Source organism: Paenibacillus naphthalenovorans, from assembly GCF_001465255.1.
GTDB classification, from domain to species: domain Bacteria; phylum Bacillota; class Bacilli; order Paenibacillales; family NBRC-103111; genus Paenibacillus_G; species Paenibacillus_G naphthalenovorans.
In genome coordinates this window covers 4,573,162-4,592,177 of the sequence record NZ_CP013652.1, presented here as the reverse complement: position 1 = coordinate 4,592,177, position 19,016 = coordinate 4,573,162, and the positions used below count along the sequence as shown (strand labels likewise).

33 protein-coding genes are annotated in these 19,016 nt (G+C 47.9%); all 33 read right to left on the bottom strand.

The genetic code is table 11. From position 1 onward, the window contains the following. Positions 1 to 34: 34 nt before the first annotated feature. The 33 genes from IJ22_RS22595 to rpsG all read right to left on the bottom strand — a co-directional run bounded on the left by IJ22_RS22595 (position 35) and on the right by rpsG (position 18,981). Positions 35 to 979 carry a DNA-directed RNA polymerase subunit alpha gene (locus IJ22_RS22595; protein ID WP_054818731.1) on the bottom strand — a complete coding sequence of 315 codons (945 nt, stop codon included), beginning with the start codon at positions 977 to 979 and terminating at the stop codon, positions 35 to 37. A gap of 128 nt (positions 980 to 1,107) precedes the next feature. Next, positions 1,108 to 1,503 carry a 30S ribosomal protein S11 gene (gene rpsK, locus IJ22_RS22590; protein ID WP_013921137.1) on the bottom strand — a complete coding sequence of 132 codons (396 nt, stop codon included), beginning with the start codon at positions 1,501 to 1,503 and terminating at the stop codon, positions 1,108 to 1,110. 19 nt (positions 1,504 to 1,522) lie between these two features. Beyond that, positions 1,523 to 1,891, bottom strand: coding sequence for a 30S ribosomal protein S13 (gene rpsM / locus IJ22_RS22585; protein ID WP_062410381.1), 369 nt, complete (start codon positions 1,889 to 1,891; stop codon positions 1,523 to 1,525). Positions 1,892 to 1,907: 16 nt separating this feature from the next. Next, complete coding sequence (rpmJ, locus tag IJ22_RS22580) at positions 1,908 to 2,021, bottom strand: 50S ribosomal protein L36 (protein ID WP_003333770.1); 114 nt, start codon at positions 2,019 to 2,021, stop codon at positions 1,908 to 1,910. Between the two features lie 95 nt (positions 2,022 to 2,116). Further along, a complete protein-coding gene (gene infA, locus IJ22_RS22575) occupies positions 2,117 to 2,335 on the bottom strand; it encodes a translation initiation factor IF-1 (protein ID WP_009676800.1) in 219 nt (72 codons plus the stop codon). A 2-nt stretch (positions 2,336 to 2,337) separates the two neighbouring features. Continuing rightward, a complete protein-coding gene (locus IJ22_RS22570; protein WP_054818730.1) occupies positions 2,338 to 2,646 on the bottom strand; it encodes a KOW domain-containing RNA-binding protein in 309 nt (102 codons plus the stop codon). 8 nt (positions 2,647 to 2,654) lie between these two features. Beyond that, positions 2,655 to 3,407, bottom strand: coding sequence for a type I methionyl aminopeptidase (gene map, locus IJ22_RS22565; RefSeq protein WP_062410380.1), 753 nt, complete (start codon positions 3,405 to 3,407; stop codon positions 2,655 to 2,657). Beyond that, positions 3,407 to 4,057, bottom strand: a complete 651-nt coding sequence (locus tag IJ22_RS22560) for an adenylate kinase (RefSeq protein WP_062410379.1) — start codon at positions 4,055 to 4,057, stop codon at positions 3,407 to 3,409. Before IJ22_RS22560 ends, map begins: the two co-directional genes overlap by 1 nt. 88 nt (positions 4,058 to 4,145) lie before the next feature. Then, positions 4,146 to 5,447, bottom strand: coding sequence for a preprotein translocase subunit SecY (gene secY / locus IJ22_RS22555; protein WP_054818728.1), 1,302 nt, complete (start codon positions 5,445 to 5,447; stop codon positions 4,146 to 4,148). After that, positions 5,447 to 5,887 carry a 50S ribosomal protein L15 gene (rplO, locus tag IJ22_RS22550; RefSeq protein ID WP_054818727.1) on the bottom strand — a complete coding sequence of 147 codons (441 nt, stop codon included), beginning with the start codon at positions 5,885 to 5,887 and terminating at the stop codon, positions 5,447 to 5,449. The genes secY and rplO overlap by 1 nt, the downstream gene beginning before the upstream one ends. A gap of 33 nt (positions 5,888 to 5,920) precedes the next feature. Continuing rightward, on the bottom strand, positions 5,921 to 6,109 hold the full coding sequence (gene rpmD / locus IJ22_RS22545; protein ID WP_054818726.1) for a 50S ribosomal protein L30: 189 nt from the start codon (positions 6,107 to 6,109) through the stop codon (positions 5,921 to 5,923). Positions 6,110 to 6,119: 10 nt separating this feature from the next. Continuing rightward, a complete protein-coding gene (rpsE, locus tag IJ22_RS22540) occupies positions 6,120 to 6,617 on the bottom strand; it encodes a 30S ribosomal protein S5 (RefSeq protein WP_054818725.1) in 498 nt (165 codons plus the stop codon). Between the two features lie 30 nt (positions 6,618 to 6,647). Next, the gene (rplR, locus tag IJ22_RS22535; protein ID WP_062410378.1) at positions 6,648 to 7,016 is read right to left on the bottom strand and encodes a 50S ribosomal protein L18; all 369 of its coding nucleotides are present in this window, start codon (positions 7,014 to 7,016) and stop codon (positions 6,648 to 6,650) included. Between the two features lie 62 nt (positions 7,017 to 7,078). Next, positions 7,079 to 7,621, bottom strand: a complete 543-nt coding sequence (gene rplF / locus IJ22_RS22530; RefSeq protein WP_054818723.1) for a 50S ribosomal protein L6 — start codon at positions 7,619 to 7,621, stop codon at positions 7,079 to 7,081. 31 nt (positions 7,622 to 7,652) lie between these two features. Then, positions 7,653 to 8,051, bottom strand: a complete 399-nt coding sequence (gene rpsH, locus IJ22_RS22525; protein WP_054818722.1) for a 30S ribosomal protein S8 — start codon at positions 8,049 to 8,051, stop codon at positions 7,653 to 7,655. Between the two features lie 32 nt (positions 8,052 to 8,083). After that, on the bottom strand, positions 8,084 to 8,269 hold the full coding sequence (locus IJ22_RS22520; protein ID WP_026326663.1) for a type Z 30S ribosomal protein S14: 186 nt from the start codon (positions 8,267 to 8,269) through the stop codon (positions 8,084 to 8,086). Positions 8,270 to 8,327: 58 nt separating this feature from the next. Continuing rightward, positions 8,328 to 8,870 carry a 50S ribosomal protein L5 gene (gene rplE, locus IJ22_RS22515; RefSeq protein WP_054818721.1) on the bottom strand — a complete coding sequence of 181 codons (543 nt, stop codon included), beginning with the start codon at positions 8,868 to 8,870 and terminating at the stop codon, positions 8,328 to 8,330. Between the two features lie 30 nt (positions 8,871 to 8,900). Next, a complete protein-coding gene (rplX, locus tag IJ22_RS22510; RefSeq protein WP_062410377.1) occupies positions 8,901 to 9,254 on the bottom strand; it encodes a 50S ribosomal protein L24 in 354 nt (117 codons plus the stop codon). Between the two features lie 115 nt (positions 9,255 to 9,369). After that, entirely contained in the window at positions 9,370 to 9,738 is a 369-nt protein-coding gene (rplN, locus tag IJ22_RS22505; RefSeq protein ID WP_054818720.1) for a 50S ribosomal protein L14, read from the bottom strand. A gap of 42 nt (positions 9,739 to 9,780) precedes the next feature. Next, positions 9,781 to 10,044, bottom strand: coding sequence for a 30S ribosomal protein S17 (rpsQ, locus tag IJ22_RS22500; protein WP_054818719.1), 264 nt, complete (start codon positions 10,042 to 10,044; stop codon positions 9,781 to 9,783). A 24-nt stretch (positions 10,045 to 10,068) separates the two neighbouring features. Next, a complete protein-coding gene (gene rpmC, locus IJ22_RS22495) occupies positions 10,069 to 10,269 on the bottom strand; it encodes a 50S ribosomal protein L29 (RefSeq protein ID WP_062410376.1) in 201 nt (66 codons plus the stop codon). Further along, positions 10,259 to 10,693 carry a 50S ribosomal protein L16 gene (gene rplP, locus IJ22_RS22490; RefSeq protein ID WP_062410375.1) on the bottom strand — a complete coding sequence of 145 codons (435 nt, stop codon included), beginning with the start codon at positions 10,691 to 10,693 and terminating at the stop codon, positions 10,259 to 10,261. Before rplP ends, rpmC begins: the two co-directional genes overlap by 11 nt. Before the next feature lie 2 nt (positions 10,694 to 10,695). Further along, entirely contained in the window at positions 10,696 to 11,361 is a 666-nt protein-coding gene (rpsC, locus tag IJ22_RS22485) for a 30S ribosomal protein S3 (protein ID WP_054818717.1), read from the bottom strand. 13 nt (positions 11,362 to 11,374) lie between these two features. Continuing rightward, positions 11,375 to 11,710, bottom strand: a complete 336-nt coding sequence (gene rplV, locus IJ22_RS22480; protein WP_054818716.1) for a 50S ribosomal protein L22 — start codon at positions 11,708 to 11,710, stop codon at positions 11,375 to 11,377. Between the two features lie 48 nt (positions 11,711 to 11,758). Continuing rightward, positions 11,759 to 12,043: a 30S ribosomal protein S19 gene (rpsS, locus tag IJ22_RS22475; protein WP_054818715.1), complete on the bottom strand. Its 285-nt coding sequence runs from the start codon at positions 12,041 to 12,043 to the stop codon at positions 11,759 to 11,761. A gap of 40 nt (positions 12,044 to 12,083) precedes the next feature. Next, on the bottom strand, positions 12,084 to 12,914 hold the full coding sequence (gene rplB, locus IJ22_RS22470; protein ID WP_062410374.1) for a 50S ribosomal protein L2: 831 nt from the start codon (positions 12,912 to 12,914) through the stop codon (positions 12,084 to 12,086). 31 nt (positions 12,915 to 12,945) lie between these two features. Beyond that, the gene (gene rplW / locus IJ22_RS22465; protein WP_054818713.1) at positions 12,946 to 13,236 is read right to left on the bottom strand and encodes a 50S ribosomal protein L23; all 291 of its coding nucleotides are present in this window, start codon (positions 13,234 to 13,236) and stop codon (positions 12,946 to 12,948) included. After that, positions 13,236 to 13,859, bottom strand: a complete 624-nt coding sequence (gene rplD, locus IJ22_RS22460) for a 50S ribosomal protein L4 (RefSeq protein ID WP_054818712.1) — start codon at positions 13,857 to 13,859, stop codon at positions 13,236 to 13,238. The genes rplW and rplD overlap by 1 nt, the downstream gene beginning before the upstream one ends. A gap of 24 nt (positions 13,860 to 13,883) precedes the next feature. Further along, positions 13,884 to 14,510, bottom strand: coding sequence for a 50S ribosomal protein L3 (rplC, locus tag IJ22_RS22455; RefSeq protein ID WP_054818711.1), 627 nt, complete (start codon positions 14,508 to 14,510; stop codon positions 13,884 to 13,886). Between the two features lie 54 nt (positions 14,511 to 14,564). Further along, positions 14,565 to 14,873, bottom strand: a complete 309-nt coding sequence (gene rpsJ / locus IJ22_RS22450; RefSeq protein ID WP_062410373.1) for a 30S ribosomal protein S10 — start codon at positions 14,871 to 14,873, stop codon at positions 14,565 to 14,567. A 301-nt stretch (positions 14,874 to 15,174) separates the two neighbouring features. After that, positions 15,175 to 16,365, bottom strand: a complete 1,191-nt coding sequence (tuf, locus tag IJ22_RS22445) for an elongation factor Tu (RefSeq protein ID WP_054818710.1) — start codon at positions 16,363 to 16,365, stop codon at positions 15,175 to 15,177. Between the two features lie 33 nt (positions 16,366 to 16,398). Beyond that, a complete protein-coding gene (fusA, locus tag IJ22_RS22440) occupies positions 16,399 to 18,474 on the bottom strand; it encodes an elongation factor G (RefSeq protein WP_054818709.1) in 2,076 nt (691 codons plus the stop codon). 36 nt (positions 18,475 to 18,510) lie between these two features. Further along, positions 18,511 to 18,981 (bottom strand): 30S ribosomal protein S7, encoded by a 471-nt coding sequence (gene rpsG / locus IJ22_RS22435; RefSeq protein ID WP_054818708.1) that lies wholly within the window; start codon positions 18,979 to 18,981, stop codon positions 18,511 to 18,513. Positions 18,982 to 19,016: the final 35 nt, after the last annotated feature.

Sequence of the window (19,016 nt, the reverse complement as noted above, 5' to 3'; positions counted from 1 at the left end):
TCTGTTGAATTAATACCGTTCGCTTGCTTGAGAATTAATCTTCCATACGGAGTCCAAGACCAAGCTCTTCCAGCTTCTCCTGAACTTCCTCCAACGATTTACGACCCAAGTTACGAACCTTCATCATATCTTCTTCCGTTTTCGTGATCAATTCCTGCACCGTATTTATACCCGCACGCTTCAGGCAGTTGTAAGAGCGCACAGAAAGGTCCAGTTCCTCGATAGTCATCTCGAGAACCTTCTCTTTCTTGTCCTCTTCCTTCTCTACCATAATCTCGGCATCTTTGGCTTCATCGGTCAATCCGACAAAGAGCATCAGATGCTCCGTCAAAATTTTTGCGCCCAAGCTCACGGCTTCTTCGGGTCTGATACTTCCATCGGTCCAGACTTCGAGGGTTAGCTTATCATAGTTGGTGACTTGACCGACGCGGGTATTTTCCACGCTGTAATTGACACGGGTGATCGGAGTATAGATCGAATCAATCGGAATCACGCCGATCAGTTGGTCCTCGCGCTTGTTCTTATCCGCCGGTACGTATCCCCGGCCGCGGTTCGCATGAATTCTCATATGAAGCCGGGCGTCGGAGGCAAGCGTAGCAATGTGCAAATCCGGATTCAGAATTTCCACATCGCTATCGCCGCGAATATCGCCAGCCACAACAGTACCTTCACCTTCGGCATCGATCTCAAGAACCTTCTCCTCGTCAGAATGAATCTTTAACGATAGCCCCTTCAGGTTAAGGATGATCTCCGTAACATCTTCCACAACACCTGGAATCGTGGAGAACTCATGCAGAACGCCGTCGATTTGCACGGATGATACGGCCGCACCCGGTAAAGACGAAAGCAGGATTCTGCGAAGAGAGTTGCCCAGCGTAGTCCCGTAGCCTCTTTCCAAAGGCTCAACTACAAACTTCCCGTAGGTGCCGTCTTCGCTCGAATGTACGGTTTCTATTTTCGGCTTTTCGATTTCGATCATTGGTTAACCCTCCTTCAAACGTCGTTTCCCTCTGGATAACTTAAGACGTATAAGACGTGCAGTATGCCTATCCAAATAGTATTCTCACCTTTTGGATAAATATACCACTTGTACTTAGCAATCCTGAATTAGACACGACGGCGTTTTGGAGGACGGCAACCGTTATGAGGAATCGGAGTTACGTCTTTGATCAGGTTAACTTCGAGCCCTGCGGCTTGAAGGGAACGAATCGCAGCTTCACGGCCTGCGCCTGGTCCTTTAACCATAACCTCAACGGCTTTCATCCCATGCTCCATAGCAGCCTTCGCAGCGGACTCGGCAGCCATTTGAGCGGCAAACGGAGTGCTTTTACGCGAGCCTTTAAAGCCAAGATTACCGGCACTAGCCCAAGAAATCGCGTTTCCGTGCGGGTCAGTAATAGTGACAATCGTATTGTTAAACGTGGAGCGGATATGTGCCACTCCGGAGTCGATATTTTTCCGGTCACGACGTTTGGTACGAACAACTTTTTTTGGTTTAGCCATTTATGCGTTACCTCCTTTACTATTTTTTCTTATTAGCTACAGTACGACGAGGTCCTTTACGCGTACGAGCGTTTGTTTTCGTCCGTTGACCGCGAACAGGCAAGCCGCGGCGATGACGAACGCCACGATAGCAGCCGATCTCGATGAGACGCTTAATGTTCAATGCGATTTCACGACGCAGGTCGCCTTCCACTTTCAACGTTTTGTCGATCACATCACGGATTTTGCTTACTTCATCCTCCGTTAGATCGCGAACGCGAGTGTCGGGATTAATACCAGTTTGAGCAACAATCTTCTGAGCGGTAGTGTTACCGATACCGAAAATGTAAGTCAAAGCGATGATTACCCGTTTGTCACGAGGTAAGTCTACACCAGCAATACGTGCCATTTATACCTGCACCTCCTTAACCTTGTTTTTGTTTGTGCTTCGGATTTTCACAGATTACCATAACGTTCCCTTTGCGGCGAATGACTTTGCATTTTTCGCAAATCGGCTTGACCGATGGTCTAACCTTCATGGTGGTTACCTCCTAAGAGTTTTTCGTTAGAAAAACTTTCTTCGTAAGCATAAGCAGCGTTTTTCAAGAGAAAAACTTACTTCGTAAGATTACATTTATTTAAAACGATAGGTTATACGGCCTCTGGTCAAATCATAAGGCGAGAGTTCGACCGTCACTTTATCACCAGGCAGGATCCGGATAAAGTGCATTCTTATTTTCCCGGATACATGAGCAAGTATCTTATGACCGTTCTCCAGTTCCACTTTAAACATTGCATTCGGAAGAGGTTCAATCACTGTACCTTCAACTTCAATTACATCTTCTTTGGCCACAGTCATTCTCCTTTCTCTAGCGCTTCTTCAGATAAATTGTCCACATAGCTGTAGAGTGCAAAACGTAATTTGCCATTCGTGACACGTCCGGTCTCACGCAGACTATCAGCTACTTCCGAACTGACCGCCGGCAGGAGATCAAGATGAATGATATTTTTCTTCTTGGGTTCATCGAATTTCCGTTTTCCGCCGTCCGCAATCCACACGTATCGTTGGTCTACGACGCCGATAATGACGGCGTACTTCCCGGAATCACGCCCCCGATTCACCCTTACGATTTGTCCGATGACAGGCATATTCGATGGTTCCATGGTAAAGCCTACTTACCGAGAAGCGTCAAAATTTCGTAACCGTCTGCCGTAATCGCTATGGTATGCTCGAAATGAGCGCACAGTGTGCCATCCACCGTGACGACCGTCCAATTGTCTTCCAAGGTTCGAACATATCGTTCCCCTACATTGACCATTGGTTCGATCGCAAGCACCATACCGGGCTTTAGCCGCGGGCCGTGACCGGCCGGGCCGTAGTTCGGAATTTGAGGCTCCTCGTGAAGCTCGGTACCAATCCCATGTCCTACATACTCCCGGACAACCGAAAAACCTTCACTCTCAATGCACCTCTGAATAGCGTTAGATATCGTGTACAGCCGGACATCCGGTTTGGCTTCGGCAATTCCTGCGTAGAGCGACCTTTCGGTCACCTCCAGAAGCTTCCTTGCCGTGTCGGAGATCGTCCCGACACCGTAAGTCCAAGCGGAATCTCCATGGTAGCCCTTATACTGCGCACCGATGTCGATACTAATAATATCGCCATTCTTCAGCTTTCTTTTGCCGGGTATGCCGTGAACCAATTCATCGTTGACTGAAGCACAGATACTTCCGGAAAAACCATTGTAACCTTTAAAAGACGGAATTGCGCCCTGACTTCGGATATAATCCTCAGCGATTTGATCGAGCTCTTTGGTTGTAATATCGGGCTGAATGTGTTTTTGAAGCAGCAGGTGAGTTTCCGCAACAATCCGCCCAGCCTCCCGCATCAATTCCAATTCAGCTTCAGATTTACAAATGATCATTACGCTTGCCCTCGCAATAGTGAACTGATTTGTGCAGTAACCGTATTTATCTCTTGCTCACCGTTAACCTCACGCAATATTCCCTTGTTACGATAGTACTCCAAAAGCGGAGCGGTTTTATTGATATACTCGTCCAAACGAGTCCCTACTTTTTCTTCGTTGTCATCCGAACGTTGATACAATTCACCTGAACATTTGTCGCAAACATTTTCACGTGCAGGAGGGTTAAACAAGATATGATACGTAGCTCCACAAGATTTACAAATTCTACGACCCGTCAGACGGGCAAGCAATAAATCCCGGTCCACTTTCAGGTTAATCACATGCTCGATACTTTTACCCAGCGATATCGCGATACCATCCAGCGCCTCCGCTTGAGAGATGGTCCGGGGAAAACCGTCAAGCAAAAATCCTTTACTGCAGTCAGGCTGCCCAAGTCTTTCACGAACAATCCCGATCGTAATTTCATCCGGGACAAGCAAACCCTGGTCAACATATTTCTTCGCTTCAACCCCGAGCGGCGTCTCCTGCTTCATCGCCAGCCTGAATGCATCACCGGTTGAAATATGCGGGATCTGAAACTCGTCAACGATTCGTTCCGCCTGGGTACCTTTACCTGCACCAGGAGGCCCCATAAAGATGATGTTCATCACGATTTCCTCCCCTACTCGCATCATTTGATGCTAACAGCACAATAGGTGCCGATAGCTTTGAAAAACAGCTATCAGTACCTATTCACTATTTGTTAATGAAACCTTTGTAATGGCGTTTGATTAACTGGCTTTCGATTTGCTTCATCGTTTCCAATCCTACACCGACGACGATCAGCAAGGATGTGCCGCCAATCTGCACGGATTGAGGCAAGTCGGCCAATGCACCAAAGATGATTGGAAGAATGGAAATGGCAGCCAGGAAAAGCGCCCCGGACAAAGTGATTCTTGTCATTACCCGCGTCAGGTAAGCCGATGTCGTTTTGCCTGGTCGAATTCCCGGGATATAGCCGCCGTTCTTCTTCATCTGGTCCGCCATTTGTACTGGGTTAATCTGTACAAAGGTGTAGAAGTAAGTGAATCCGATGATCAGTAAAACATACAACACCATCCCAAGCGGATGTGTATAACTCATATTCGTGATAATCCAATCGGCAACCGGATTGCCTCTCCAGAAGCTTGCAATTGTCGGAGGAAACACCAAAAGCGAAAGCGCGAAGATAACCGGAATGACACCCGCCGCGTTAACTTTGAGCGGAATATGCGTCGATTGGCCTCCGAACATTTTGCGCCCGACCACTCGCTTAGCATATTGTACAGGGATTTTACGCACGCCCTGCTGGACGAAAATCACACCGGCAATCAATGCAATGACCACGAGCGCAATAATCACGAGTTTCACTAAGTTAAGGAAGAGCGCCCCGCCGGCATCAACAAATTGCGTTTGATAAATTTGCTGTATACTTGTCGGAATGGCAGCTACGATGCCTGCAAAGATGATAATGGAAATACCATTTCCAATGCCATTCTCGGTGATTTGTTCCCCTAACCACATCAGAAAAGCAGTGCCCGCCGTGAGAACGATAGCAATCAAAGCATAGGTCGCAAATGTCGGATTGATAACCAGTCCGGTGTACAGACGATTAAAACCGATCGCAAGTCCGAACGCTTGAATGATGCCCAGCACGATGGTCCCGTAACGGGTAATCTGCCCTAACTTTTTTCGGCCTGCTTCTCCTTCTTTCGCCCATTGTGCAAATCTGGGAATGACATCCATAGAGAGCAGCTGCACAATAATCGATGCCGTGATATAAGGCATAATCCCCATCGCAAAGATGGAGAATTGGAACAGAGCGCCGCCGGAAAAAGTATTAAGCAACCCGAACACGCCGCCTTGGCTGGCTTGGTCTTGGAGCTTCAGAATGTCCGTGTTGATGTTAGGTACCGGAATAAAAGCACCAATCCTGTAGACGATCAGCACAAGTAAGGTGAAGATGATACGTTTGCGCAGATCCTCTACTTTCATAATATTGGATATGGTACGAAACATTAAATCACCTCGGTTTGACCGCCTGCAGCCTGAATTTTTTCTACCGCAGATTGGGAGAATTTGTTGGCCTTAACGTTCAATTTAACCGTGATTTCACCGTTACCCAGGATTTTGATACCGTCTCTTGGATTTTTCACGATGCCGGATTCAAGTAAAGTCTCCGGAGTAACTTCCGTACCCGCTGCGAATTTGTTCAAATCCTCAACGTTGACAACAGCAAATTCCTTACGGAAATAGTTGTTGAATCCACGTTTTGGCAAGCGACGATAAAGCGGATTTTGACCGCCCTCAAATCCTGGACGAACACCGCCGCCGGAACGCGCATTTTGACCTTTATGACCACGAGTTGCCGTTTTTCCCATACCGCTGCCCACACCGCGTCCTACGCGCTTGCGGGAACTGCGTGAACCAGGAGCAGAAGTAAGCTCATGCAATTTCATCGTTCGCACCTCCTCTAGCTATATGGTAGTCTATTAAGCTTCGATTTCTTTAACTTCCACCAAGTGATTGACTTGGTTTACCATTCCGCGAATCGCGGCATTGTCTGCTTGGGTTACAGTTTGATTCAGCTTGCGGAGCCCAAGTGCCGTAACTGTACGACGCTGAGTCTCAGGACGACCGATCAGGCTGCGCTTGAGGGTGATTTGCAATTGCTTAGCCATGGTATCCCTCCTAACCTAAGAGTTCTTCAACGGTTTTACCGCGAAGCTTAGCCACGTCTTCCGCACGCTTCAGACGACCCAAACCTTCCAAGGTAGCGTTGACCATGTTAATGGAGTTCGAAGATCCGAGGGACTTCGTCAAAATGTCGCCTACGCCAGCCAGTTCGAGCACGGCACGAACCGGGCCGCCCGCGATCACTCCTGTACCTTTGGAAGCAGGTTTAAGCAGAACTTTACCTGCGCCGAAGTGTCCGGTCACCAGATGAGGAATTGTAGTTCCGACGATAGGAACGTGAATCAGGTTTTTCTTTGCATCTTCAATACCTTTACGGATCGCGTCAGGTACCTCGGAAGCTTTACCGATTCCAGCGCCTACCCAACCTTTGCCGTCGCCTACAACCACGAGTGCGCTGAAGCTGAAGCGGCGACCGCCTTTTACTACTTTAGCAACGCGGTTAATATGAACGACTTTTTCAGTCAGCTCTAAAGTATTGGGATCAATACGCAAGTCCTTTACCTCCTTATGTGTAAATTTAGATTAGAATTCAAGACCTGCTTCACGAGCAGCGTCTGCAAGTGCTTTGACACGACCGTGATACAAATATCCGCCGCGGTCGAAAACCACTTTATCGACACCGACTTTTTTGGCGCGTTCAGCGATCAATGCTCCAACCTTCGTAGCCGCTTCGATGTTGCCGCCGTTACGGATGCCCTCTCTGAGCTCCTTGTCTTGCGTGGAAGCGGAGGCAAGTGTAACGCCTTTAACGTCGTCGATCAATTGGGCATACATATGCTTGGAGGAACGGAAAATGTTGAGACGAGGACGCTCAGCCGTTCCTTGAATTTTCTTGCGCACGCGAAGATGTCTTTTCAAACGCGCTTTATTTTTATCGACTTTGGTAATCATTCTTGTGTCACTCCTTTCGAGTTGGATCAGAAACATTAGCACGCAGTGTCCATTACGCGGCCTTATTTCTTCTTACCGGCTTTACCTTCTTTACGAAGAATACGTTCGCCTTCGTACTTGATACCTTTACCTTTATACGGCTCAGGCTCACGAACAGAACGGACTTTAGCGGCAGTTGCACCTACCAGCTCTTTATCGATTCCTTTAACGATGACTTTCGTATTCGAAGGAACTTCGAATTCGATGCCGTTTTCCGGCTCGATTTCTACCGGGTGCGAGTAACCTACGTTCAACACCAGCTTGTTGCCGGATTTGTTCGCACGGTATCCTACGCCAACCAACTCGAGACTTTTAGCAAATCCGTCCGTTACTCCGCTCACCATGTTTTGCACAACACTGCGCGTCGTACCATGGAGAGAACGGTGCAATTTATTATCTGAAGGGCGCTCTACTGTAATGACATTGCCCTCAACGTTGATCTTCATATCTCTATGCAGTTCACGGCTCAAAGTGCCTTTAGGTCCTTTTACCGTAATCAATGTGTTATCAATAGTCACGTTTACTCCGCTTGGGATCGTGATTGGTTTGCGACCAATACGGGACATGTTCTGCACCTCCATTCATTCAAAATCTTAATTACCAAACGTAGCAGATAACTTCTCCGCCGGCTTTGGATTGACGAGCTTCCTTGTCCGTCATCACACCTTTGGATGTGGACAGGATGGCGATACCCAAGCCGCCCAGTACGCGAGGCACCTCTTGGCTCTTCGCATAAACGCGCAGGCCTGGCTTGCTGATTCTTTTCAGACCAGTGATAACGCGCTCGTTGTTAGGGCCGTATTTCAAGAATACGCGGATAATACCTTGCTTGTTGTCTTCGATATATTCAGCGTCACGAATGAAGCCTTCCTTCTTGAGGATCTCAGCAATTTCTCTTTTGATCTTCGAAGCCGGAATTTCCACAGTCTCATGACGAACGACGTTAGCGTTGCGAATGCGTGTAAGCATATCTGCAATTGGATCGGACATAACCATGTGTTGAAACCTCCTTCCCGAAACTATGAGTTTTACCAGCTTGCTTTCTTCACGCCAGGAATCTGGCCTTTGTATGCCAATTCGCGGAAGCAAATCCGGCAAATTTTAAATTTCCGAAGCACGGAATGCGGACGACCGCAGCGTTCGCAGCGCGTATAGGCCTGCACCTTAAATTTAGGAGGACGCTGCTGTTTGACCTTCATCGAAGTTTTTGCCACTTCAGTTTACACCTCCTGGGGTTTCCGTTGGGATCCGGCACTCGGGTGCCTGTCCTGATTATTTGGAAAACGGCATGCCTAATTGTGTTAACAATTCACGGGACTCTTCATCCGTTTTAGCTGTTGTTACAATGACGATATCCATGCCGCGGACCTTGTCTACTTTGTCGTATTCAATTTCCGGGAAAATCAACTGTTCTTTCAATCCGAGCGTATAGTTGCCGCGGCCGTCAAATGCTTTGGTAGATACGCCGCGGAAGTCGCGCACGCGCGGAAGAGCAACGTTAAACAATTTGTCCAAGAAGTGGTACATACGCTCGCCGCGCAATGTTACTTTCACGCCGATCGGCATATTTTCACGCAGTTTAAAGCCTGCGATTGATTTTTTCGCTTTTGTGATCACCGGCTTTTGACCGGAGATCAATTGCAGATCTTGTACAGCAGTATCGAGCACTTTAGAGTTGGAAACCGCCTCGCCAACGCCCATATTGATAACTACTTTCTCAATTTTAGGAACCTGCATCACCGTGGTGTAATTAAATTTTTGCATCAGAGCAGGAGTAATTTCGTTCAGAAAACGATCCTTCAATCTTGCAGCCATGAATCCGAGTGCCTCCTTTCTTACCAGATATTAATCGATAATCTCGCCGGATTTTTTCGCAACGCGAACTTTTTTGCCGTTATCAAGCACTTTGTAGCCAACACGTGTAGGCTCGCCTGTTTTTGGATCGACCAGCATCACGTTGGATACGTGAATAGGAGCTTCCTGTGTAAGGATGCCGCCTTGCGGGTTTTGTTGGGATGGCTTGGCATGCTTCTTGATCAAGTTTACACCTTCGACCAACACGCGGTTCTCGCGAGGATAAGCAGCGATCACGCGACCCGTTTTTCCTTTATCTTTACCGCTAATAACGAACACTTTGTCTTCTTTTTTGACATGAAGTTTGTTGTTATGGGACTCGAGTTTCTTCGGTTGTTTTGGCATTATGTTTCCACCTCCTAAGGGCATTCGGAAGAATGCCTTCCTCGTAAGCGTCTGCTTAGGCTTTCGTTAGAAAACCACTTCGTAAGCATCCGAATTGAATGTCAATGAACGACAATTAGATAACTTCTGGAGCCAGAGATACGATTTTCATGAAGTCTCTGTCACGAAGTTCACGAGCTACCGGTCCAAAGATACGAGTACCACGCGGGCTCTTGTCTTCTTTTACGATAACCGCTGCATTCTCGTCAAAGCTGATGTAGGATCCGTCCTTACGGCGCGCACCGCGTCTCGTACGTACAACTACAGCTTTAACCACATCACCTTTTTTGACAACGCCCCCTGGTGTTGCTTCTTTCACAGAGCAAACGATCAGATCACCGATGTTAGCGGTACGACGACCGGTACCACCCAACACGCGGATACACATCAGCGATTTTGCACCAGAATTGTCAGCTACTTTCAATCGTGTAAATGGTTGAATCATTGTGTAATTCCCTCCTTCCGGAATTGATGCCGAATGCTTATATTAAACGATAACCGCTTTTTCGACCACTTTGACCAATCTCCAGCGTTTGTCTTTGGAGAGCGGACGGGTTTCCATGATTTCAACAATATCGCCGATTTTGGCTTCATTGTTTTCGTCATGAGCTTTGAACTTCTTCGTGTATTTGATGCGCTTGTGGTAAAGGTCGTGCTTCTTATAAGTTTCAACGGCGACAACGATGGTTTTGTCCATTTTGTCGCTGACGACTTTACCCTGCTGCGTTTTACGCTCGTTGCGTTCAGCCATGTTAAAATCCTCCTCTCTCATTCATTAACTAGTGATTCCCAATTCTCTTTCACGCAAAACCGTCTTTGCCCGAGCAATATCTTTGCGGACTTTTTGAATTTGTACGGGATTTTCCAGTTGACCTGTAGCTAGTTGAAAACGGAGGTTAAAGAGCTGCTCTTTAAATCCGGAAATTTTTTGTTCGATCTCAGCAGTGGTTAAGTTGCGAAATTCACTAGCTTTCATTTGCTTCACCACCCAGTTCTTCTCTTTTCACAAACTTCGTCTTGATTGGCAGCTTGTGAGAGGCGAGACGCATAGCTTCACGAGCGACTTCTTCGCTTACGCCGGCAAGTTCAAACAGAACCTTACCCGGTTTAACGACAGCAACCCATTTTTCTACGTTACCTTTACCGCTACCCATCCGGACTTCAAGCGGCTTTTGAGTGATTGGTTTGGCAGGGAAGATTTTGATCCAAACCTTACCGCCCCGTCTAATGTAACGGGTCATGGCAATACGTGCAGCCTCGATTTGACGGTTGGTTACCCAAGCCGGTTCCAACGCCTGCAAACCATATTCACCAAAATGAACTTCCGTTCCGCCTTTTGCACGGCCGCGCATTTTCCCGCGGTGCTCTTTGCGGTGTTTTACACGTTTAGGAATTAACATGATTAGTTGCCTCCTTCCGTAGCAGCCTTTTTCTTAGCCGTTGGAAGAACCTCGCCGCGATAGACCCATACTTTTACGCCGATCCGACCGTAAGTGGTGTGAGCTTCCGCCGTACCATAATCGATATCCGCACGCAATGTATGAAGAGGAACTGTACCCTCGCTATATCCTTCGGTTCTGGCGATTTCCGCTCCGCCTAAACGACCGCTAACCGATGTTTTAATACCTTTGGCTCCGGCTCTCATCGATCTTTGAATCGCTTGTTTCAATGCACGACGGAACGATACGCGGCGCTCCAGTTGTTGTGCAATGCTTTCAGCTACAAGAATCGCATCCAGATCCGAATTTTTAACTTCCGAAATGTTAATATGAACTTTCTTGCCGTTAGTCAGCTTGGACAGGTAGCCGCGGATAACCTCGACTTCCGATCCGCCTTTACCGATAACCATGCCAGGCTTAGCTGTATGAATGGTTACGTTCACGCGGTTTGCCGCACGTTCGATTTCAATACGGGAAACAGCGGAATCTTTCAGTTTTGTTTTCAAATATTCGCGGATTTTTACGTCCTCCATAAGCAGATCGCCGAAATCTTTTCCAGCATACCACTTGGATTCCCAGTCGCGAATAATACCAATTCTAAGTCCTACCGGGTTTACTTTTTGACCCACACGTTATCCCTCCTTATTTCTCAGATACCACTACTGTAATGTGGCTGGTACGTTTATTGATGCGGCTCGCACGACCCATAGCGCGAGGACGGAATCTTTTCAAAGTTGGTCCCTGGTTCACATAAGCCTGCTCAACCACCAGGTTGTTTACGTCCAAAGAGTAGTTGTGCTCCGCATTGGCAATAGCCGAGTTCAACAGCTTCTCCACGATCGGGGAAGCGGACTTTGGCGTATGACGCAAAATAGCGATCGCTTCGCCTACTTTCTTGCCGCGGATCAAGTCGACAACCAATTGAACTTTGCGGGGAGCAACACGAACATATCTTGCAATGGCTTTAGCTTGTTGCATGGAAGTACCTCCTCTCATTCACAACTCAATCGAATTCACGTTCATCTATTAGCGCTTGCCCGTCTTCTTATCGTCACCCGCGTGACCTTTGTAAGTACGGGTTGGAGCAAATTCACCAAGCTTATGTCCGACCATATCTTCCGTCACATATACCGGCACATGCTTTCTGCCGTCATATACAGCAAAGGTGTGGCCGATGAATTGCGGGAAAATTGTGGAACGGCGGGACCAAGTTTTGATTACTTGCTTTTTAACACCCTCACCATTCATTGCTTCCACTTTCTTCAAAAGATAACCGTCAACAAATGGACCTTTTTTCAAACTGCGACCCATGCTTCATTCCTCCCTTCTTTAACCGAACTGAAAAACCGAATTATTTCGTGCGGCGACGAATAATATATTGATTGGAAGCTTTGTTCTTCTTCCGTGTTTTATATCCGAGTGTCGGCTTGCCCCAAGGAGACATCGGGGATTTGCGGCCGATCGGGGAACGACCTTCACCACCACCGTGCGGGTGATCATTCGGGTTCATAACGGAACCGCGAACTTCCGGTCTTTTACCCAACCAACGGGAACGTCCGGCTTTACCGATTTTCACGAGCTCGTGATCTTCGTTACCTACGGAACCTACCGTTGCGCGGCACACTTTCAAAATTCTTCTCATTTCACCACTGGACAAACGAACAATAACGTATTGATCCTCTTTACCAAGCAGCTGCGCTTCCGTACCGGCTGCGCGAACCAGTTGGCCGCCTTTTCCGGGCTTCAATTCGATATTGTGAATCACCGTACCTACAGGGATGTTCTCCATCGGCAATGCATTGCCGATCTTGATGTCCGCTGTCGGACCGGATACGATTTGATCGCCTACTTTAAGGCCTTTCGGAGCGAGGATATAACGCTTCTCGCCATCCACATAATGAATCAATGCAATGTTAGCGGAACGGTTCGGATCATACTCGATTGTAGCAACGTTACCGGGTATTCCATCTTTGTTCCGTTTAAAGTCGATAATACGGTATTTACGCTTATGTCCGCCGCCTTGGTGACGAACCGTAATTTTACCTTGGTTGTTGCGTCCCGCTTTTTTGCTCAAAGGAGCCAAAAGCGACTTCTCCGGAGTCGATGTTGTGATTTCTTCAAATGTAGAAACCGACATCGCACGTCTTGCAGGAGACGTTGGTTTATATTTTTTGATAGGCACGTGGGTTCCCTCCTTACTTCAAGAATTCATCTTATACCGATTCAAAGAATTCCAGCTCTTTGCTGTCTGCGCTGAGTGTCACGATCGCTTTTTTCCATTCGGACGTATATCCGGAATAGCGGCCGTAGCGCTTTGGCTTCGCCGGTACTCTGAGCGTATTGACATTCGCAACTTTCACTTTGAAAATTTGTTCGATCGCTTGCTTGATTTCCGTTTTATTCGAACGGAGATCCACTTCGAATACATATTTCTTATCCGCCATCATTTCGCTGGAACGTTCAGTAATGATCGGGCTTTTAATAATATCGTGAGGGTTCTTCATTACGCAAACACCTCCTCTACCTTTTGCACCGCATCCTTCGTAATGATCAGCTTGTCATAGACCATAACATCAAGCACGTTGATTCCTTCGGCAGCCACAAATTTAACTCCAGGAATGTTGCGTGCGGACAATGCTACGTTCTCGTCATATGCAGCCGTCACAACCAAAGCCTTACGATCTACTTTAAGGTTATTCAAAATGGATACAAATTCTTTCGTTTTCGGCTGAGCCAGTTGCAATTGATCCAGCACGATAATTTCGCTCGCCTTCACCTTGGAAGACAACGCGGATTTAATCGCCAAACGGCGAACTTTCTTAGGCAGCTTGTAAGCATAGCTGCGTGGTGTCGGTCCGAATACGGTACCGCCGCCTTTCCATTGTGGAGAGCGGATGCTGCCTTGACGCGCACGACCTGTACCTTTTTGCTTCCAAGGTTTGCGACCGCCGCCGCGCACTTCGGAGCGACCTTTAGTTTTATGAGTTCCGGCACGAAGGGATGCCCGCTGCATCAATACCGCTTCGTTCAATACATGAACGTGCGGCTCGATTCCGAACACGCTGTCGGCCAGTTCCACTTCGCCTACTTGAGAACCACTAACGTTATACACTGCTACTTTTGGCATTTGTTATCCTCCTTTCCCGCTTTCTTACTTCTTCACTGAAGATTTCACGGTAACATAGCTGTTTTTAGGACCTGGAATGGAGCCTTTAACTAGAAGTACATTCCGTTCCGCATCGACTTTAACCACTTCAAGCTTTTGAATGGTAACCGTCTCTGTACCCATGTGACCCGGAAGGTTTTTACCTTTTGGAACACGGTTAGCCTGGATCGAGCCCATCGAACCCGGACCGCGATGATAACGCGAGCCGTGCGCCATCGGACCTCTGGATTGGTTATGTCTTTTGATAACGCCTTGGAATCCTTTTCCTTTAGATGTACCCGTTACGTCAACGAATTCGCCTTCTGCGAAGATGTCAGCCTTGATCTCCTGGCCAACTTCATACTCAGAGATCTGTACATTGCGAATTTCTTTCACGTAGCGCTTAGGTGTTGTGCCGGCTTTTTTCGCGTGGCCCAACTCAGGTTTGTTCGCATTCTTTTCTTTCTTGTCGGCAAAACCGATTTGGATGGCTTCGTAACCGTCGTTCTCTACGTCCTTCTTTTGCAGCACCGTGCAAGGACCTGCTTCAATAACGGTAACCGGAACAACCAATCCTTCAGGAGTAAATACTTGAGTCATCCCAATCTTTTTACCTAAGATACCTTTAGTCATCGTTGACACCTCTTTTCCTCTTTAGCCTGTTGTTTTATAACCACAGTGTATATATTACAGTTTGATTTCGATGTCCACACCGGACGGCAGATCCAAACGCATCAATGCATCAACCGTTTGCGGCGTCGGATTGACGATATCGATCAAACGTTTATGTGTACGCATCTCGAACTGTTCACGAGAATCTTTGTACTTGTGAACCGCACGAAGAATCGTGATGATTTGCTTCTCGGTAGGAAGCGGAATCGGACCAGATACCCCTGCACCGGAACGTTTTGCAGTGTCCACGATTTTTTCGGCAGATTGATCCAGAATTCTGTGATCATACGCCTTCAAACGAATACGAATCTTTTGCTTTGCCATAGTATTCCCTCCTTCTTTCGCCCAATTTAGTATCGGACATACTCCGTGAAAATCTCCTGACGCCGTCCCTATGGCAAAGGGGCCGGGCGTGTCAGCAACCTCTCACATCATCGCAACGTCACAGACCAACGTTCACTATTATATTAAATTTCATTATGAAAAGCAAGAAAAAAATGCTGCGGATGCCTAAAAAATTAAAACCCTTCATCTATATAGATGAAGGGTTGCTTCGGAACAGTACAAATTGCTTTGGTCTTGCTTCGGAACAGTACGTAAATCTATAGGATTCGGATCACCGAAATTACTTGCTGATGGTTGCAACGGCGCCGGCACCAACTGTACGGCCGCCTTCACGGATCGCAAAGCGAGTTCCTTCTTCGATAGCGATCGGCGAGATCAGTTCTACGGTAACAGTGATGTTGTCACCAGGCATAACCATCTCGGAACCTTCCGGCAGGTTGATGATACCTGTTACGTCCGTTGTACGGAAGTAGAACTGCGGACGGTAACCGCTGAAGAAAGGTTTGTGACGTCCACCTTCTTCTTTCGTCAGAACGTAGATTTGAGCGGTGAAGTTCGTGTGCGGTTTAACGGAACCCGGCTTTGCCAAAACTTGTCCACGCTCGATGTCTTTACGGTCTACACCGCGAAGCAGTGCACCGATGTTGTCACCAGCTTGTGCGGAATCCAGAAGCTTACGGAACATTTCTACGCCCGTAACAACGGATTTGCGAGTTTCTTCAGCCAAACCGATGATTTCAACCTCGTCACCGACTTTAACCACACCACGCTCTACACGGCCTGTAGCAACAGTACCACGACCAGTGATCGTGAACACGTCCTCTACCGGCATCAAGAAAGGTTTATCAGTGTCGCGCTCAGGCGTAGGGATGTAGTTGTCGATTTGCTCGAACAGCTCAATGATTTTGTCAGCCCAAGGACCGTCTGGGTTTTGCAGGGCTTCACGAGCAGCGCCGCGGATGATTGGAGTTTCGTCGCCTGGGAACTCGTATTCGTTCAGCAGGTCGCGAACTTCCATTTCAACCAGTTCAAGAAGCTCTTCGTCTTCAACCATGTCACATTTGTTCAGGAATACCACGATGTAAGGTACGCCTACCTGACGGGACAGCAGGATGTGCTCGCGAGTTTGCGGCATCGGACCGTCTGCTGCGGATACAACCAGGATCGCGCCGTCCATTTGCGCAGCACCCGTGATCATGTTTTTAACATAGTCAGCGTGGCCTGGGCAGTCAACGTGTGCATAGTGACGGTTAGGCGTTTCGTATTCAACGTGTGCAGTCGAAATCGTGATACCGCGTTCGCGCTCTTCCGGTGCTTTGTCGATTTGATCGAAAGCTACAGCGGCACCGCCGTATTTTTTGGACAATACGGTAGTGATTGCGGCAGTCAGAGTTGTTTTACCATGGTCAACGTGACCGATGGTGCCAATATTAACGTGCGGTTTTGTACGCTCAAATTTTGCTTTAGCCATGAGTGAATAGCCTCCTTAAATATAGTAATTATATTAAGCGCCTTTGTTCTTTGCAACGATTTCTTCGGCAATCGACTTAGGCACTTCTTCATAGTGCGAAATTTCCATCGAGTATACACCCCGGCCTTGTGTACGGGAGCGCAGCGTCGTAGAGTAACCAAACATTTCGGAAAGAGGCACTTTGGCACGGATAATTTGCGCGCCGAAGCGGGAATCCATACCTTCGATTCTTCCGCGGCGGGAGTTCAGGTCGCCCATAACGTCGCCCATGTACTCTTCCGGCACGGTAACCTCTACCTTCATGATCGGCTCAAGCAATACCGGACGGCATTTTTCTCCGGCAGCTTTGAGTGCCATGGAGCCAGCAATTTTAAACGCCATTTCGCTGGAGTCCACATCGTGGTAAGAACCGTCAACGACAGTTGCTTTGATATCCACGAGAGGGAAGCCTGCGTATACACCATTTTTCATAGCTTCTTCAATACCGGCTTGAATCGGAGGGATGAATTCTTTAGGAATCGCACCACCGACAATTTTGCTTTCAAACTGGAATCCGGTACCCGGCTCCAGCGGTTCGAACTCAACCCAACAATGTCCGTATTGACCACGGCCGCCGGATTGGCGAACGAATTTACCTTCAACCTTAGCCGGTTGACGGAACGTTTCGCGGTAGGCAACCTGCGGTTTACCCACATTGGTTTCTACCTTGAACTCGCGAAGCATGCGGTCGACGATAATCTCAAGGTGAAGCTCACCCATACCGGAGATGATCGTTTGGCCGGTTTCTTCATCCGTATGCGCACGGAAAGTCGGATCTTCTTCAGACAATTTGGCCAGCGCAATACCCATTTTGTCTTGGTCGGCTTTTGTTTTCGGTTCAACAGCCAGCTGAATAACCGGTTCCGGGAAGTTCATGGATTCCAGAATAACCGGATGCTTCTCATCACACAGCGTATCCCCGGTCACAGTATCCTTCAAGCCTACGGCAGCCGCAATGTCACCCGCATAAACCTCGCTGATTTCCTGACGGCTGTTCGCATGCATCTGAAGAATACGGCCGATCCGTTCGCGTTTGCCTTTTGTCGCGTTCAATACGTAAGAACCGGAGTTCAGAACCCCTGAGTACACACGGAAGAACGTTAATTTGCCGACAAACGGGTCTGTCATGATTTTGAATGCCAGAGCGGCAAACGGTTCGTCATCAGAAGATTTACGTACGACTTCCGATCCGTCCTCGAGCGTACCTTTGATGTTCGGCACATCGATTGGAGACGGGAGATAGTCAATAACGGCATCCAGCATTAACTGTACGCCTTTATTCCGGTAAGACGATCCACAGACAACCGGGAAGATTTTAACGCCGACAACCCCTTTACGGAGCGCCCCTTTAATTTCTTCGACCGTCAGTTCTTCGCCTTCCAGATATTTCATCATCAGTTCTTCGTCAAGCTCCGCTACCTTCTCTACAAGCTCAAGACGAAGCTCTTCCACTTTATCCTTGTATTCAGCAGGGACTTCAACCTGGTCAGGTTCTTTACCCAGATCGTCTTTGTAGATATAAGCTTTACGCTCGATAAGGTCGATAACGCCTTTGAAATCATTTTCAGCCCCAATCGGCAGCTGAATGGCAACTGCGTTCGCGCCAAGCTTATCGCGCATCGATTGGATAACCTGCAGGTAATCCGCACCGATGATATCCATTTTATTGACATAGGCGATCCGGGGAACGCCATAACGGTCCGCTTGTCTCCAAACTGTCTCCGACTGCGGCTCAACGCCTTCTTTGGCGCTGAATACGCCTACTGCTCCGTCCAATACGCGCAGGGAGCGTTCAACTTCTACAGTGAAGTCAACGTGTCCCGGGGTGTCGATAATATTGATGCGGTGGCCTTTCCATTGAGCGGTCGTAGCAGCGGAAGTAATGGTGATTCCGCGCTCCTGCTCCTGCTCCATCCAGTCCATCGTAGCAGCACCCTCGTGAACTTCACCGATTTTGTGCACGCGGCCAGTGTAGAACAGGATGCGTTCCGTCGTGGTGGTCTTGCCGGCATCAATATGCGCCATGATCCCGATGTTACGCGTATCTTTCAAGGAGAACTCTCTTGCCATCAGGAACGTCTCCTTCCTATAAAAAGGAATTTAATTTTACCAACGATAATGTGCAAACGCCTTGTTGGCTTCTGCCATTTTGTGCGTATCTTCGCGTTTTTTCACGGAAGCGCCTGTGTTGTTGCTGGCATCGATGATTTCTTGAGCCAGTCTTTCTTCCATCGTTTTTTCACCGCGCAGGCGGGAATAGTTTACAAGCCAGCGAAGACCTAAAGTCGTACGGCGATCAGGTCTTACCTCTACAGGAACTTGATAGTTGGCACCCCCAACACGGCGAGCTTTAACTTCAAGAACCGGCATAATGTTTTTGATCGCTTGTTCAAATACTTCCATAGGTTCTTTACCCGTACGTTCTTTAATCAGATTGAAAGCATTATAAAGGATTGTTTGAGCTGTTCCTCTTTTACCATCAATCATAATGCGGTTGATCAAGCGGGTAACGAGCTTGCTGTTATAAATCGGATCTGGCAATACGTCTCTGCGAGTAACTGGACCTTTACGAGGCATAGTTATCCCCCTTTCTTCTAAAATCATTCAATTTA